The organism is Dickeya oryzae (assembly GCF_020406815.2).
GTDB classification, from domain to species: domain Bacteria; phylum Pseudomonadota; class Gammaproteobacteria; order Enterobacterales; family Enterobacteriaceae; genus Dickeya; species Dickeya oryzae.
In genome coordinates this window covers 4,068,948-4,083,203 of the sequence record NZ_CP162670.1, presented here as the reverse complement: position 1 = coordinate 4,083,203, position 14,256 = coordinate 4,068,948, and the positions used below count along the sequence as shown (strand labels likewise).

General features: G+C 53.3%; 16 protein-coding genes. 6 read left to right on the top strand and 10 right to left on the bottom strand.

The window, feature by feature from the left end:
• The first annotated feature begins 40 nt into the window (after positions 1-40).
• From groL to ubiA, 3 genes are all read left to right on the top strand, one after another.
• Positions 41-1,687, top strand: a complete 1,647-nt coding sequence (gene groL, locus LF929_RS17935; RefSeq protein ID WP_019843759.1) for a chaperonin GroEL — start codon at positions 41-43, stop codon at positions 1,685-1,687.
• A gap of 369 nt (positions 1,688-2,056) precedes the next feature.
• Complete coding sequence (gene ubiC, locus LF929_RS17930; RefSeq protein ID WP_038903258.1) at positions 2,057-2,572, top strand: chorismate lyase; 516 nt, start codon at positions 2,057-2,059, stop codon at positions 2,570-2,572.
• On the top strand, positions 2,573-3,457 hold the full coding sequence (gene ubiA / locus LF929_RS17925; protein WP_050570638.1) for a 4-hydroxybenzoate octaprenyltransferase: 885 nt from the start codon (positions 2,573-2,575) through the stop codon (positions 3,455-3,457). It begins immediately after the preceding gene.
• A gap of 220 nt (positions 3,458-3,677) precedes the next feature.
• Here ubiA and plsB read toward each other — a convergent pair whose 3' ends face one another.
• On the bottom strand, positions 3,678-6,167 hold the full coding sequence (plsB, locus tag LF929_RS17920; protein WP_038906992.1) for a glycerol-3-phosphate 1-O-acyltransferase PlsB: 2,490 nt from the start codon (positions 6,165-6,167) through the stop codon (positions 3,678-3,680).
• A gap of 128 nt (positions 6,168-6,295) precedes the next feature.
• Between plsB and LF929_RS17915 the strand changes: the two genes are divergently transcribed.
• Both LF929_RS17915 and lexA read left to right on the top strand, forming a co-directional pair.
• Positions 6,296-6,661, top strand: a complete 366-nt coding sequence (locus LF929_RS17915; RefSeq protein WP_019843762.1) for a diacylglycerol kinase — start codon at positions 6,296-6,298, stop codon at positions 6,659-6,661.
• A gap of 109 nt (positions 6,662-6,770) precedes the next feature.
• Positions 6,771-7,382: a transcriptional repressor LexA gene (lexA, locus tag LF929_RS17910; protein ID WP_012883286.1), complete on the top strand. Its 612-nt coding sequence runs from the start codon at positions 6,771-6,773 to the stop codon at positions 7,380-7,382.
• Between the two features lie 266 nt (positions 7,383-7,648).
• Here the strand turns inward: lexA and zur are convergent, their stop codons facing one another.
• Positions 7,649-8,158, bottom strand: coding sequence for a zinc uptake transcriptional repressor Zur (gene zur, locus LF929_RS17905; RefSeq protein WP_016943161.1), 510 nt, complete (start codon positions 8,156-8,158; stop codon positions 7,649-7,651).
• 136 nt (positions 8,159-8,294) lie between these two features.
• Positions 8,295-9,002 carry a pirin family protein gene (locus LF929_RS17900; RefSeq protein ID WP_210174367.1) on the bottom strand — a complete coding sequence of 236 codons (708 nt, stop codon included), beginning with the start codon at positions 9,000-9,002 and terminating at the stop codon, positions 8,295-8,297.
• A gap of 109 nt (positions 9,003-9,111) precedes the next feature.
• On the opposite strand from LF929_RS17900, the gene LF929_RS17895 reads away from it, so the two are divergent.
• Positions 9,112-10,008: a LysR family transcriptional regulator gene (locus tag LF929_RS17895; protein ID WP_016943159.1), complete on the top strand. Its 897-nt coding sequence runs from the start codon at positions 9,112-9,114 to the stop codon at positions 10,006-10,008.
• Positions 10,009-10,088: 80 nt separating this feature from the next.
• On the opposite strand, the gene LF929_RS17890 is transcribed toward LF929_RS17895, so the two are convergent.
• The 7 genes from LF929_RS17890 to LF929_RS17860 all read right to left on the bottom strand — a co-directional run bounded on the left by LF929_RS17890 (position 10,089) and on the right by LF929_RS17860 (position 14,125).
• Entirely contained in the window at positions 10,089-11,075 is a 987-nt protein-coding gene (locus LF929_RS17890) for a glutathione S-transferase family protein (protein WP_210174366.1), read from the bottom strand.
• A gap of 102 nt (positions 11,076-11,177) precedes the next feature.
• The gene (locus tag LF929_RS17885) at positions 11,178-11,573 is read right to left on the bottom strand and encodes a DoxX family protein (RefSeq protein ID WP_038903263.1); all 396 of its coding nucleotides are present in this window, start codon (positions 11,571-11,573) and stop codon (positions 11,178-11,180) included.
• 290 nt (positions 11,574-11,863) lie between these two features.
• Positions 11,864-12,157, bottom strand: coding sequence for a YqjK-like family protein (locus tag LF929_RS17880; protein WP_210174365.1), 294 nt, complete (start codon positions 12,155-12,157; stop codon positions 11,864-11,866).
• Positions 12,154-12,552, bottom strand: a complete 399-nt coding sequence (locus LF929_RS17875; protein WP_210174364.1) for a phage holin family protein — start codon at positions 12,550-12,552, stop codon at positions 12,154-12,156. Before LF929_RS17875 ends, LF929_RS17880 begins: the two co-directional genes overlap by 4 nt.
• 3 nt (positions 12,553-12,555) lie before the next feature.
• Positions 12,556-12,861: a YqjD family protein gene (locus tag LF929_RS17870; protein WP_038903267.1), complete on the bottom strand. Its 306-nt coding sequence runs from the start codon at positions 12,859-12,861 to the stop codon at positions 12,556-12,558.
• A gap of 232 nt (positions 12,862-13,093) precedes the next feature.
• Positions 13,094-13,447: an EnvZ/OmpR regulon moderator MzrA gene (mzrA, locus tag LF929_RS17865; protein WP_038907000.1), complete on the bottom strand. Its 354-nt coding sequence runs from the start codon at positions 13,445-13,447 to the stop codon at positions 13,094-13,096.
• A gap of 3 nt (positions 13,448-13,450) precedes the next feature.
• On the bottom strand, positions 13,451-14,125 hold the full coding sequence (locus LF929_RS17860) for a DedA family protein (RefSeq protein ID WP_038907001.1): 675 nt from the start codon (positions 14,123-14,125) through the stop codon (positions 13,451-13,453).
• Positions 14,126-14,256 lie beyond the last annotated feature (131 nt).

The following is a 14,256-nucleotide window of genomic DNA, read 5'->3' as shown; positions in this document are numbered from 1 at the left end:
ATCTGTGAACTGAACGAAACGAATTCAAGGGAAACTACCAATGGCAGCTAAAGACGTAAAATTCGGTAATGACGCTCGAGTAAAAATGTTGCGTGGCGTTAATGTGCTGGCTGATGCAGTAAAAGTTACGCTGGGCCCGAAAGGCCGTAACGTAGTACTGGACAAATCCTTCGGCTCGCCGACTATCACCAAAGACGGCGTGTCCGTTGCGCGTGAAATCGAACTGGAAGACAAGTTCGAAAACATGGGCGCTCAGATGGTGAAAGAAGTTGCCTCTAAAGCTAACGATGCAGCAGGCGACGGCACCACCACCGCGACAGTACTGGCTCAGGCTATCGTTAACGAAGGTCTGAAAGCCGTTGCTGCGGGCATGAACCCGATGGATCTGAAACGCGGTATCGACAAAGCGGTTATCGCTGCTGTAGAAGAACTGAAAAAACTGTCCGTTCCTTGCGCTGATACCAAAGCTATCGCTCAGGTAGGTACCATCTCCGCCAACTCCGACGAGACCGTGGGCAAGCTGATTGCTGAAGCCATGGAAAAAGTAGGTAAAGAAGGCGTGATTACCGTAGAAGAAGGCTCTGGTCTGCAAGACGAGCTGGACGTGGTTGAAGGTATGCAGTTCGATCGCGGCTACCTGTCTCCGTACTTCATCAATAAGCCGGAAACCGGTTCTGTTGAACTGGAAAGCCCGTTCATCCTGCTGGCTGACAAAAAAATCTCCAACATCCGCGAAATGCTGCCGGTGCTGGAAGCTGTTGCCAAAGCGGGCAAACCGCTGCTGATCATCGCTGAAGACGTAGAAGGCGAAGCGCTGGCAACGCTGGTGGTTAACACCATGCGCGGTATCGTGAAAGTGGCTGCGGTGAAAGCACCGGGCTTCGGCGACCGTCGTAAAGCTATGCTGCAGGACATCGCTACCCTGACTGCCGGTACTGTGATTTCTGAAGAAATCGGTCTGGAGCTGGAAAAAGCGACGCTGGAAGATCTGGGCCAGGCTAAACGTGTGGTTATCAACAAAGACACCACCACCATCATTGATGGCGTGGGTGACGAAGCCACTATTCAGGGCCGTGTTACCCAGATTCGCCAGCAGATCGAAGAAGCGACTTCCGACTACGATCGTGAAAAACTGCAGGAGCGCGTAGCTAAACTGGCTGGCGGTGTTGCGGTTATCAAAGTCGGTGCTGCGACCGAAGTCGAAATGAAAGAGAAGAAAGCCCGTGTTGAAGATGCGCTGCACGCGACCCGTGCTGCCGTTGAAGAAGGCGTGGTTGCTGGCGGCGGCGTGGCGCTGATCCGCGTTGCTACTGCTATCAGTGGCCTGAAAGGCGATAACGAAGAGCAGAATGTCGGTATCAAAGTTGCTCAGCGTGCGATGGAAGCACCGCTGCGCCAGATCGTTTCCAACGCCGGTGAAGAGCCGTCTGTGGTTGCTAACAACGTGAAAGCGGGTGAAGGCAACTACGGTTACAACGCAGCCACCGAGCAGTATGGCAACATGATCGACATGGGTATTCTGGATCCGACCAAGGTAACCCGTTCTGCTCTGCAGTACGCGGCTTCCGTAGCGGGCCTGATGATCACCACCGAATGTATGGTGACCGAGCTGCCGAAAGGCGACGCGCCTGATTTAGGTGCTGCTGGTGGCATGGGCGGCATGGGTGGTATGGGCGGCATGATGTAATCAGCCGTGCCGTCGCAGCGATATCTTCGCTACGATACCCGTCGCACAAGAAACTACCCGGCTTTGGCCGGGTAGTTTTTTTTATGGGGCCAGCGCTCTGGTGTGTTGTGCTCGCCCGTGGCGTCTTTACAGCACATCTGTTTACAAGGCATCTATTTACAACGTACATGATGCGTGACACCGCGCCATGCATTTGCAACAGGCTGTGAGCCGGATAGCTATCCTGACACTTACCACTTGTGTGAAAATCGTTCAAATCGTTAACGCGGGGTTCGGAACCTGTTATCAGCGCACGCTTCTTCGCTACAATGCGCTTCTGCGTTACAATAAGCGCGTTTTATTTATTAAACACCGGGTGGAATGGAAGAGATGTCTGATGAGGCGTTGGCTAGCTTGCACTCGGTTGAGTGGTGCGCGCCTGAAGAATTACCTGCGTCGGTGATGGACTGGCTGGTTTACCACGAGTCTATGACGCGCCGTCTTGAACGGCATTGCTTACGCCTGACGGTACACGTCAGGCAGGAGCAGTTTGTCTCGTCGCCAGAGGTGGCGGGTGAAGCGGCGTTGTTGCCGTTGAGTGAGCGCTATTGGCTACGTGAGGTTACGCTGTCAGGTGACGGCAAGCCCTGGTTATTCGGCCGCACTGTGATACCGGAGCAGACGCTGGAAGAGGCTGATATTGACCTGACGCAGATTGGTAATACGCCACTGGGGCGTTATTTGTTCCTGCAAGGGCCGCCGCCGCGCGATGTGATTCAAACTGGTCGATGTGGCGCGCTGTGGGTGCGGCGTGCTCGTTTGCTTTTGTCGGGCAATCCGTTGCTGATTACCGAGCTATTTTTGCCGGATGCCCCCGTTTATTTCCCCGACGCCCATCAGGGCTGAATGCAAAAGGAGAATCAGGCGTTGGAAAGATTGTTAACGTCAGAACGCTGGGGTGCGTACTTCCGTTTGATGCGTATCAATAAGCCGATTGGCACGTTATTGCTGTTATGGCCAACGCTGTGGGCATTATGGCTGGCAGGGCGTGGCGCACCGACGTTCTGGACGTTACTGGTGTTTGTGGCAGGGGTATTTTTGATGCGTGCCGCTGGGTGTGTGATTAATGACTACGCCGATCGCCATTTCGATGGGCACGTCAAACGTACCGCCGCACGACCGTTACCCGCCGGGTTAGTCAGTGAACACTCAGCCAAGGTGCTGTTTGTTGTTCTGGTATTGCTGGCGTTTGGTTTGGTACTGACCATGAACCCGATGACCATCTGGCTATCGGTTGCCGCGCTGGCGCTGGCGTGGGTCTATCCATTCATGAAACGCGTTAGTCATCTGCCACAGCTGGTTTTAGGGGCGGCGTTTGGCTGGTCTATCCCGATGGCGTATGCCGCCGTTAGCGAATCCTTGCCTGCCGCCTGCTGGCTGATGTTTTTTGCCTACATTTGTTGGACCGTCGCGTATGACACCGAATACGCGATGGTGGATCGCGATGATGATCTCAAGATTGGGATAAAATCCACCGCCATCTTGTTTGGCCGTCATGACACCTTGATTATCGGCGTACTGCAACTGATGACGCTGGTAGCGATGCTGGCACTAGGAAGGATGATGGGGTTGAGCCAGATCTTCTACTGGTCGGTGCTGGTGGCGGCTGCCTTGTTTGCTTATCAGCAACGGCTGATTGCCGGGCGTGAACGTGATGACTGCTTCCGGGCATTCAACAATAACAATTATGTTGGCATGGTGCTGTTCTTCGGCATCCTGTTTGGTTTGTAGCCGGTTTTCTGGCGTAGGCTGTTTGTAGCAGATTGTTTTGTAAGAGAAAGATGGTTTTATAAAAGAAAGGTTGTTTTATAAAGGCAAGATAGTTTTATAAAAGTAAGATAGTTTTATAAAAGCAAAATAGCTTTGTGGCTGGCTGTTTTATCGCAACAGGGCGGTCTTAAGTGGTAAAACAGCCCTGCGCGCCAGCGCAGGGCTTCATTGTTACTCGATGTTACTCGACGTCTTCCTTTTCTTTTTCCTTTTCAGCCAGACCCACAGCGGGTTCGCTCTCGCTGCTTTCCTGCGCCAGACTGGCGCTTTCAATGGTGAGTTTGACTTCTGGTGTGAGCAGTTCACCCAGGATGGCGTAAATCGCCTGCACATGTTCCAGCACGGCTTCACCCGTATCGCTGACGTACCCTTCGTTACGCAATGTGTTGACCAGCGTTGAGAAGACCGCCTTGTCGAAAAACTCTGGCGCATTGATACCATGCAATACAGACAGACGCTGCGCCATGCTGCGGCTTTCTTTCTCCAGCGCACCACGGCTGATGGACGGGTTGGCGTTCAGCAACGCCAGCGTAATGGCATAACGCTGCAGCGTTTCACGCACACCCGCGGCCAGCAATTGCAACGTACGGATACGCGCAGGGTTCAGTTCCAGCACATCATCTCTGGCCTGAATCAGTTGCTGATTCGCCAGCTCGGCGACCAGATCATTCAGTACGTCCGCCAGTGCGGTTTTCTCGTAATGCAGGAACAATTCAGCCTGTAGCAGCGGATAAATCAGTGTTATCTGGCGCAGCAGCTCAGCGGTCGTAATACGACGGCAGTGCATCACGATGCAGGCAACTAAAGACGGCAGCACCAGCATATGCTGGATGTTATTGCGATAGTACGTCATCAACACCGCCTGCTCGCGTGGCAGGATGATAATATCGCCGACGTTATCCTTCTCCACCTCGAACTTATCCATACCCAGCGCGTGATCCAACAGCTCGGCAGCGGTCCGATTCGGCACGGTGATATCCTGGTTGTAAGGGACATTACGCAGCAGTTGCAGGTAACACTCCAGTTGCTCTTCCATCTGCTCACGGGTTAACGCCCGCTGGCGGGAGGCGAGCAGCGCAGTACAACACAGGTTCATTGCGTTGGCCGCCGCAGCATTGTTGATACGCACCATGATGTTATCGGCGATATCCTGCACGGTTGGCGTCAGCCAGGCCGGTCGTTGCGGATCGATAGGATCGATAGCATCACGCCACTGCGGTACGTGGTGGTTGAGGTACGTGGTCAACGACAGCGGTTCGCCGATGTTCACGTATCCCTGACCGAGGTTACGCAGTTTGCGTAACCCGCGCACCATTTGCAGGAAACCCTCTTTTTCTTTGGTCGCGCCGCGCAGCTCTTTCGCGTAGGTGCCCACCTCCATCACATGCTCATAGCCGATGTAAATCGGCACCAATGTGATAGGGCGAGTCCCGCCACGCAGCATCGCCTGAATGGTCATGGCCAGCGTGCCGGTCTTAGGCTCCAGCAAACGACCGGTACGGGAACGACCGCCTTCGACAAAGTATTCCACCGAATAACCCCGGGTGAACAACTCACCCAGATACTCGCGAAACAGCGTGGAATAGAGTTTGTTGCCCTTGAACGTGCGGCGGATGAAGAACGCGCCGAGGCGACGGAAAATGGGGCCAGCCGGCCAGAAGTTAAGGTTGATGCCGGCAGCGATATGCGGCGGCACCAGCCCCTGATGGTACAACACGTAGGAGAGCAGCAGATAGTCCATGTGGCTGCGGTGGCAGGGAACATAGACGATTTCGTGCCCGTCTTGTGCCAGTTGACGCACCCGTTCGGCATTATGCACGTTGATGCCCTGGTACAAGCGGTTCCAGGTCCAGCTCAGTACTCGGTCTGATAACCGCACGGCTTCATAGGAGAAGTCGGCTGCAATCTCTTCCAGCAACGTGATGGCGTTTTGCTGCGCTTTGTCATGCGAAATCTTTTTAACCCGGGCTTCATCGTCAATCGCTTTGGCGATAGCACGGGAAGACAGCAACTTATTAAACAGCTCCTGACGGACCGGCAAACGCGGGCCGACTGCCGCCAGCCGCAGACGAGAAAAGTGCATCCGTGCTACGCGCGCCAGCTTGTGGGCGATAGTCTTATCGGTGCCGTGCTCGGTTGCCATGTAACGCAGTGATACGGGGACGGAGAAACGTACAAAGCTGTCGCGTCCCAGCCATAACACGGCGAAGAATTTTTCAATACCGTTCAACAGGCGCAGATGTGGTGTGTCCTGATTCTGCCCTTCGCGTCCAGGCGAACGACCGAACATGACGGATACCGGCACCATCTGTATATCGAGTTGCGGATTGTTGCGATGCAGATCCAGATAATCGTGGAACAGCTTTATCGACTGCTGTTTAGGCACGTAATAACGGAACAGGCGCGGGCCATCATTAACGAAAACGTAGCTCGGTAAGGTTTTTCCGTCGATCTGCAGTGGTTGCAACGGATCGGGCAGGCCTTGCTCCAGACATTTCGTGCGCAGAGTCAGCAAATCCGCCTTGGAGTTGTAAGGCAGGACATAGAAAATGGGCCGCGCCGGATCCAACCGTTGTTCATTAACGGGATCCTGTGGAATAACCTTACTTTTAACCAGTAATTTTAGCGGGAAATTCAGTAGTTTATAGTAAATTATACGCCAACCTGACATAACAACCAGAAGCCTCTTGTTAGCAATTCGGGCCAAGGATACCAGAAACCAGACAGGATATCTGTGGTGATGAAACCAGGGCTGCGCGTTAAAATCATGGCTAATCACAAATTAAAGGCGGAGTACGTATGAACAAAGCAACCGGAATGACCCGCATCATCAAAGCGACGGGTTATTCGCTGCAAGGATTGAAACAGGCATGGCAGCATGAGGCGGCGTTTCGACAGGAACTCCTGCTTACGCTGGTCGCGGTGGTGATTGCCTGCTGGTTGCCGGTTTCCATGGTGGAACGACTGCTGTTGATCGGCGCAGTCGTGCTGATCGTACTGTTTGAACTGGTCAATAGCGCGATTGAAGCAGTGGTGGATCGCGTCGGTACGGATTACCACGAATTGTCAGGCCGGGCCAAAGATATCGGCTCGGCGGCGGTATTCGTCGCCTGTCTGTTGGCGGCAGTCGTGTGGGGCGGGATACTGTGGAGCCGTTTTGCGTGACGCTCTGCATAATCACAGAAAAATCCGTGCAATAGCGATCTCGCGGTTCCCATAGGCACTTTCCCTGTATATACTCACAGCGAAACTGTATAAACAAACAGGGGGCGGAATGAAAGCGCTAACTACCAGACAACAGCAGGTTTATGATCTGATTCGCGATCATATTTCACAAACCGGTATGCCGCCCACCCGGGCCGAAATTGCCAGTCAGTTGGGCTTCCGCTCGCCCAATGCAGCCGAAGAACACCTCAAGGCGCTTGCACGTAAAGGCGTCATTGAAATCGTGACGGGCGCTTCTCGCGGAATCCGCCTGTTGATGGAAGAAGAAGACCAAGGTCTGCCGTTAATTGGCCGTGTCGCTGCCGGTGAGCCGCTGCTGGCTCAGCAGCATATCGAATGTCACTATCAGGTCGATCCCGCCATGTTTAAGCCCAGCGCTGATTTTCTGCTGCGGGTGAGTGGGATGTCGATGAAAGACATCGGTATTCTGGATGGCGACCTGCTGGCGGTACATAAAACGCAGGATGTGCGTAACGGTCAGGTTGTTGTCGCGCGCATTGAAGATGAAGTGACGGTTAAACGCTTGAAAAAGCAGGGCAACATTGTGCAGTTGCTGGCAGAAAATAAAGAGTTTTCACCAATCGTTGTCGATTTGCGCGAGCAAAACTTCTCCATTGAAGGGTTGGCGGTGGGTGTTATCCGCAACAGCGACTGGAGCTGACGCCCCTGTTCCAGTCCGTCCTTGATGGGTGTACGCATTGCCCATACTGGTGTCCGGTGTGTCTGGATGGGCACCTTTATCCCCGGTTTGATCTCCGGTTTGCGTCAGGGATGGGCCGATAGTTACATCATAGCGTCAGGGAAGGGCGATGAATTCATAAATGAATTCAGAAGAAGCATCAGAAGAAGCAATAGATTCAAGAGAGCAGGATAAAACAGTGTGAAGCAACGCTTCACACTCGGCACTCCGTGGTTGGTTTTTGCTGTTCAGCGTTTTTTCACGGGGATGCTGTGATCGTGATGGCAACTGTCACGATGTTCGCAAGATTCAACCTGTTGGCATTCGCCACACAAACCATGCGCTTCCACCACGCTGTGACGCAAGGCAAAACCTGCCTGTTTGGCTAACTGGTGCAGGGTTTCTTCCACCCCTTCCGTCTGGCGTTCTGTCACTTGTCCGCACCGATCGCAGATAAACAGCGCTGACGTATGGCTGTGCTCCTCAAAATGATGGCACAGCACATAACTGTTGGTGGATTCCACCTTATGGATAAAACCTTGCTCCAGCAGAAAATCCAGTGCGCGATAGACGGTGGGGGGCTTGGCCTGCGGTTCGGAAACACGGAGCAGATCCAGCAGATCATACGCGCTGATCGCACCAGGCTGCAGGGCCATCAAACGCAACACCTCCTGACGTTGAGGCGTCAGACGTACATTGCGTTGCTGACAAAGCTGTTCAGCCTGGGCAACAAGTTTGTCCGGATTGGTTGAATCCATTGCAGTAACCCTGAAGCGAGTGTGAAATTATCCCGGCATAGTATCATGACTGGACAAAAACGCCGAGATAGCGACATCGAGGTTACTTGGGTGGCTCCCGCATTAGGGAGCTTTGGTCTGATGAGCCCGAAGGCACTCAGACCACCAGGTCAATCAGTAATGCACGTGCGGCGGTTTCTGCCCGAATGATAATGCTCTTTTCCTGCTGAACAAACGCACCGTCGCCACAACGTAATACGCTCGGTATCGGCGCGCTATTCCCATTAATATGCAGAGTGCCGTAAATCGACTGCAGATAAGCCCGATTGCCGTTCAGTGTCAGGTGATGTTGTTCACCGGCGGCCAGATTCAGATGGTGGATCCAGACCTGCTGACGCAGATGGAGGGCATTGGCCGATTCATCTGGCGATGCAATCAACTGATAAGGCTGTTGCTCTTCCACCTGCAGCCGTTGCAGACACTGGTTTTCCCGGGTAGGGCAAGCGTCCAGCCACAGCTGTAGCCGGGTCAGTGGCGTCTCACTGCCAGTATTGTGCTCGCTATAGCTGATATTGGGTTGCGTGGCGAGCAACAACGCCTCGCCAGCTTTGGCTCGGGTATGGTTGCCGTTGCTGTCACGATATTCTGCTTCACCCTGCAAGATGATATTCAGGATATCCACGCGGGGATAGGAGCGTGGCTGAAAGGAGGCGCCGGGGGCCAGTACTTCCTGATTGAGCACCCGCAGCGAGGCAAAGCCCAGCAGATCAGGATCAAAGTAATGACCGAAAGAAAAGGTATAGCGCGCCTGCAACCAGCCATAGTCAGCCTTGCCGCATTGTTCTGCTGCTCTGCTAATGATCATGGTATTCGACCCTGAGAATTATTGATGAAGCGATAGTAATTGTCTGGACGATGGATTGTTAGCCAGTTAATCTGGTCGGTACGTTCAAAAATCCTGAATGAGTGAATAAATGGCAAAGGAACGGGCACTAACACTGGAAGCCTTGAGAGTCATGGATGCTATCGATCGCCGGGGAAGTTTTGCCGCCGCTGCAGATGAGCTGGGGCGTGTACCTTCTGCCCTGAGTTATACCATGCAGAAACTGGAAGATGAGTTGGATGTCGTGTTGTTCGACCGTTCCGGGCATCGTACGAAGTTTACCAATGTGGGGCGTATGCTGCTGGAGCGTGGGCGCATCTTGCTGGAAGCTGCCGATAAGTTGACGACGGATGCTGAAGCCCTGGCGCGTGGATGGGAAACCCATCTGACCATTGTGATGGAAGCATTGGTGCCGACCGAGCGTTTTTTCCCTTTGCTGGATAAGTTGTCGCTTAAAGCCAATACCCAGGTGTCATTATTGACGGAGGTGCTGGCAGGGGCATGGGAACGGCTTGAGCAAGGACGGGCAGATATCGTTATCGCGCCAGACATGCACTTTCGCTCGTCTTCGGAAATCAACACCCGCAAGCTCTACTCCATGAAGAGTGTGTATGTGGCAAGCCCGGACCACCCGATTCACGATGAACCGGAGCCGTTATCGGAAGTGACGCGGGTAAAATATCGCGGTATCGCGATTGCCGATACCGCCCGCGAACGCCCTGTATTAACGGTGCAATTGCTGGATAAGCAGCCGCGTTTGACCGTGAGTTCGATGGATGACAAGCGACGGGCGTTGCTGGCCGGACTGGGGGTGGCGACAATGCCCTATGAACGGGTGGCTCAGGATATTGCCGAAGGCAGGCTGCGAGTCGTCAGTCCGGAAAACATCATCGAAGTCCAAATCATCATGGCATGGCGGCGTGATAGCATGGGCGAAGCCAAGGCGTGGTTTCTACGGGAAATCCCCCGCATATTCAACGCCAATTGAATATGACACAACACCGTCGCTGATGTTAATCACGCGACGGTGTTACGCCATAAAGCCTGCTCACGGCGGACAGTATGGGATTACGGGTAACGCCTGTTCCGAGCGTGTGGCGCATCCAGATTCATCTCCGGCCCGACGGAAATAATACCGTGAGGGTTGATGGTGCCATGACTGCGGTAGTAATGGTGGCGGATATGCTCCAGATTGACCGTCTCGGCGATCCCCGGTAGTTGATAGATGTCACGCAGGTAACCATACAGGTTGGGGTAATCGCTTATCCGGCGTTTGTCGCACTTGAAATGGGTATGGTAGACCGGATCAAAGCGGATCAAGGTTGTCCACAACCGGATATCGGCCTCAGTTAGGTGCTCACCAGTCAGATAACGCTGCCTGTCGAGATGCGTTTCCAGTCTCTCCAGGGCGCTAAATACCAAACCGACCGACTCGTCATAAGCCTGTTGTGTTGTGGCGAAACCCGCTTTGTACACCCCATTATTGACCTGATGGTAAATCCACTCATTAAGCTCGTCGATCTGCCCGCGTAGCGCCAGCGGATAGTAATCACCAGGTACCGCACCGCAACCGTCGAAGGCGCTGTTAAGCATACGAATGATATCTGCTGATTCATTGCTGACGATGGTGTGCTGCTGGGTATCCCACAATACGGGGACGGTAACACGCCCGCTGTAGTCAGCTTTCGCATGCAGATAAAGCTGATACAGGAATTCGTGTTGATAAAGTGTGTCGCCGGTGGCGTGTGGGAAGTCAGTGCCAAAGGTCCAGCCTTGATCCAGCATCAGTGGGTGTACCACGGAAACACCAATGTGCTGTTCCAGTCCTTTGAGTTTGCGCATCAGCAAGGTGCGATGAGCCCACGGGCACGCCAGGGATACATACAAATGGTAACGGTCCGCTTCCGCTTTGAATCCGCCGCTGCCGGTAGGGCCGGGTTCACCCTCGGCGGTGACCCAGTGGCGAAAGAATGTTTGCGGTCGTTTGAAATGCCCGCCGAATGACTGGGTTTCATACCAGGTATCGTGCCATACACCGTCAACCAACAATCCCATAATCGGTTCCTCCCAGAATGATGACAATGGCGGTCAACAGCATGCTGTTGACCGCCATGAGATAATCAGGTGGTGTTACTCCGCTGGTAATTCAGACTGCTATTACCATTTTTTGTTCAGCAGGCGGTCGATACTGAATGCGCCCGGACCGCTCACAAACAGCAGGATGTAGCCGCCAGCGATAGACAGGTTTTTCATGAACATCAGCTGGTTGGCACCCTGAGCGAAATCAGTGTGGAAAATGAATGCGGTCAACAGGGTAAAAATTGCGGTGATGATCGCGGTAGTACGTGTCAGGAAACCGAACAGCACCGCCAGTCCACCACCCAGTTCCAGCAGGATAGTCAGTGGCAGCAGCGCCCCCGGAACACCCATTGCTTGCATATATTGCTGCGTTGCGGCGTAAGAGGCACCCAGTTTGCCGTAACCGGCAACGATAAACAGAATGGGCATCAGGATACGGGCTACAACCAGCAATGCATTTTCAAAATTTTTCATCGATATCTCCAGTAGTGTGTTTGCGGCCGGAGCAAAATTGATAGGGGGCGCATCCGGCAGTAGCTTGTCTAAGTGTTTGTGTAACTGATGGAAGGAATACTAGAGGTGTAAACGTGCAGACACCAGCGAGTAAAATTGTTGTTTTTTGTCAGAAAAATTGACCATGTAGCGAACTAACTGACAAAAATCGTGAGGGAAGGGCATAAGTCCCGTTGCATACAAAAATACGGATTTGGAGGAAAAGAGCAGCGTTTGATAGGCAAACGGTTGGCAACAGCGAGAAAACGGGCTTAACGACGTGGTGGCGATATGAGGGAGCGAACGAGTTTTACTGTGCTCCAGACGGTGGCGGCCCGACGTGCAAATCCGACCAGTCGCTGTGGATGGCGTATTCCCAGAATGGCGATGGCCGGTGGGATCAACACCAGATAGCGACGAATCCGCGCCCATTTTTGCCAGCACTCATCGTAGGGTGCAGTCAGGTCCAGCCAGTGGTTTTTCTCGGCGGCCAGATCTAACCGCTGTTGCTGGATGCGGCGCAGCAATTGTCGCTTTTCGGCAGCCAGGCGTTGCTGGCGGTTCATTTGGTTTCGTCCTCCAGCAGTGAGCGGTCTGCCGCCAGTTCTTTACGGGTGTCCCGTAAAAGCGTGGAGCGACGCGCGCGTTTGAGCGTCCACACCGCGCCACATAAGGCCAGTCCAAGCAAGGTGGCGGTAATCCAGCACAATGCTGTCAGGCGCGACGCCGGGTCGATACTCCAGATGATCAGTACAATCAGGCTCATCAGGCCAAAGGCGGTAAACAGCAGCGTCATGCCCACCATCAGTAACAACTGAATCAGCAGGTTTTTTTCCTGTTCCAGCTCAATGACCACCAGCCTGAGCCGCGTTTCCGCCATGCCAATCAGCAAGGCGAAAATGCGTTGTACCGTAGAAACGGCGGAACGGCCGGGGCCCTGACGTGGTAATTCTGTCGCCATACGTTAACGACGTGCCAGCAGCATACCCAGCACAACACCGACGGCAGCACTAATGCCTATTCCGGTCCAGGGGTTTTTATGCACAAATGCATCAGCACACTGTGTGGCTTCACGGGCTTGTGCGGTAATGCGATCACCGGTGTCGTTCAGGCGTTCGCGTGATTCTTTCAGTACGCTTTCGGCTTTGTCGCGCAGTTTTTCCAGTTCAGCTTTCGACTTATCACCAGAGGAACGTAACACCTCTTCCAGAGTATCTCCCAAAGAGCGCAACTCCGCCCGCAATTGTTCGGTATCGGATTCTTGTGCCATATGAACACTCCTTTAGTTGATGAATCATAGTGTTAACTAATAGTCACCTTAACTATAGTGCAGATTTTCATCTTTGTTAGCGGAATGACTACGGATAATTCTGATAACCTGCAGCAGGGCAGTTTTGAACGCCAGGAAAAACGAGGGAAGAACGAGGCGAGAGTGAACTGCAAGATGAAAAGCGAAAAAGAAGAAAGCCAGCTCAGGTGGCTGACGGGAGGAAAAACGGCTATCAGCTTCTGGCAAGCCGCGTCGTGCCGTGAGTACGCTGTGCGATGACGATGGTATTCGGTAGTGCGATGCTCAATATTTCTTTGGCCGCGCCGCTTTGGTCCGGTGAAGACAGTCGCACAATAATGCTGTTGTTTTCCGGGGTAATGCTCTTGATGGCGATACCCCGTTCATTAAGGCGTTGATAGATGTAGAAACCATCTGGCAACGTCATGCCTTGATGCAGCGGGGTGATGTGCAGCATCACTTCATCCGGCAGTCGTGGCGATGACATCGACAACAGCACTGCCAGCAGTGGAAACAGCAGCAATAGTGGACGCCAGATGGAGGGCTTCTTGAGCCCAGAGGAGTTCATCAATCAATTCCTTTTTTCACGTGACATCATGCGTTTTTTACGCCAGAGCACCAGTACCGAGCCCGCTAACCCGACGCACAGTAAAACCAGCGGCAGCAGCATCAGACAGGACATCAACAGCTCTTCGTATTTGCGGAATAACGGTGTATTACCCAGTGCAAAACCGAGAGAAACCAAACTGATGACCCACAAAAAGCCGCTCATCCAGTTAAAAAACTGAAAGCGGACATTGTTCAGCCCGGATAACCCGGCAATGGTCGGCAGCAGTGTGCGAACAAAAGCCAGAAAACGCCCCATCAACAGAGCTGATAACCCATGACGATGGAATAACTGGTGAGCCCGCTGGTGATAGTGTGCGGGAAGATGTGACAACCACCCCTGAACGACGTGTGTATTTCCAAGCCATTTCCCTTGCAGGTAACTGACCCAGCAGCCAAGGCTGGCGGCGGCGGTTAACAAGGCGATGGTAAACGGGTAGTTCATGGTGCCTTTGGTGATAAGCACTCCAACCAGAAACAGCAGGCTGTCACCCGGCAGGAAGGCGGCAGGCAGCAGGCCATTTTCCAGAAATAGAATCAGAAACAACAGCAGGTAAATCATCCAGACGAGTTTGGGATCGGCCAGAACAGTGAAGTCCTGATGCCAGAGCGCATGCAAAAGTTCTTTTATTATATCCATCTGGTGTTCCTGTACTGCGGCGTTGGAGAAACCACGCTGGGAACCTGCGGCCAGTCAACGGCAGTCTGACAAGTCAGGTACGCAGAGCGGTCATGACTGAACATCGGTTGCGTATTCCTTCACATGTCTGT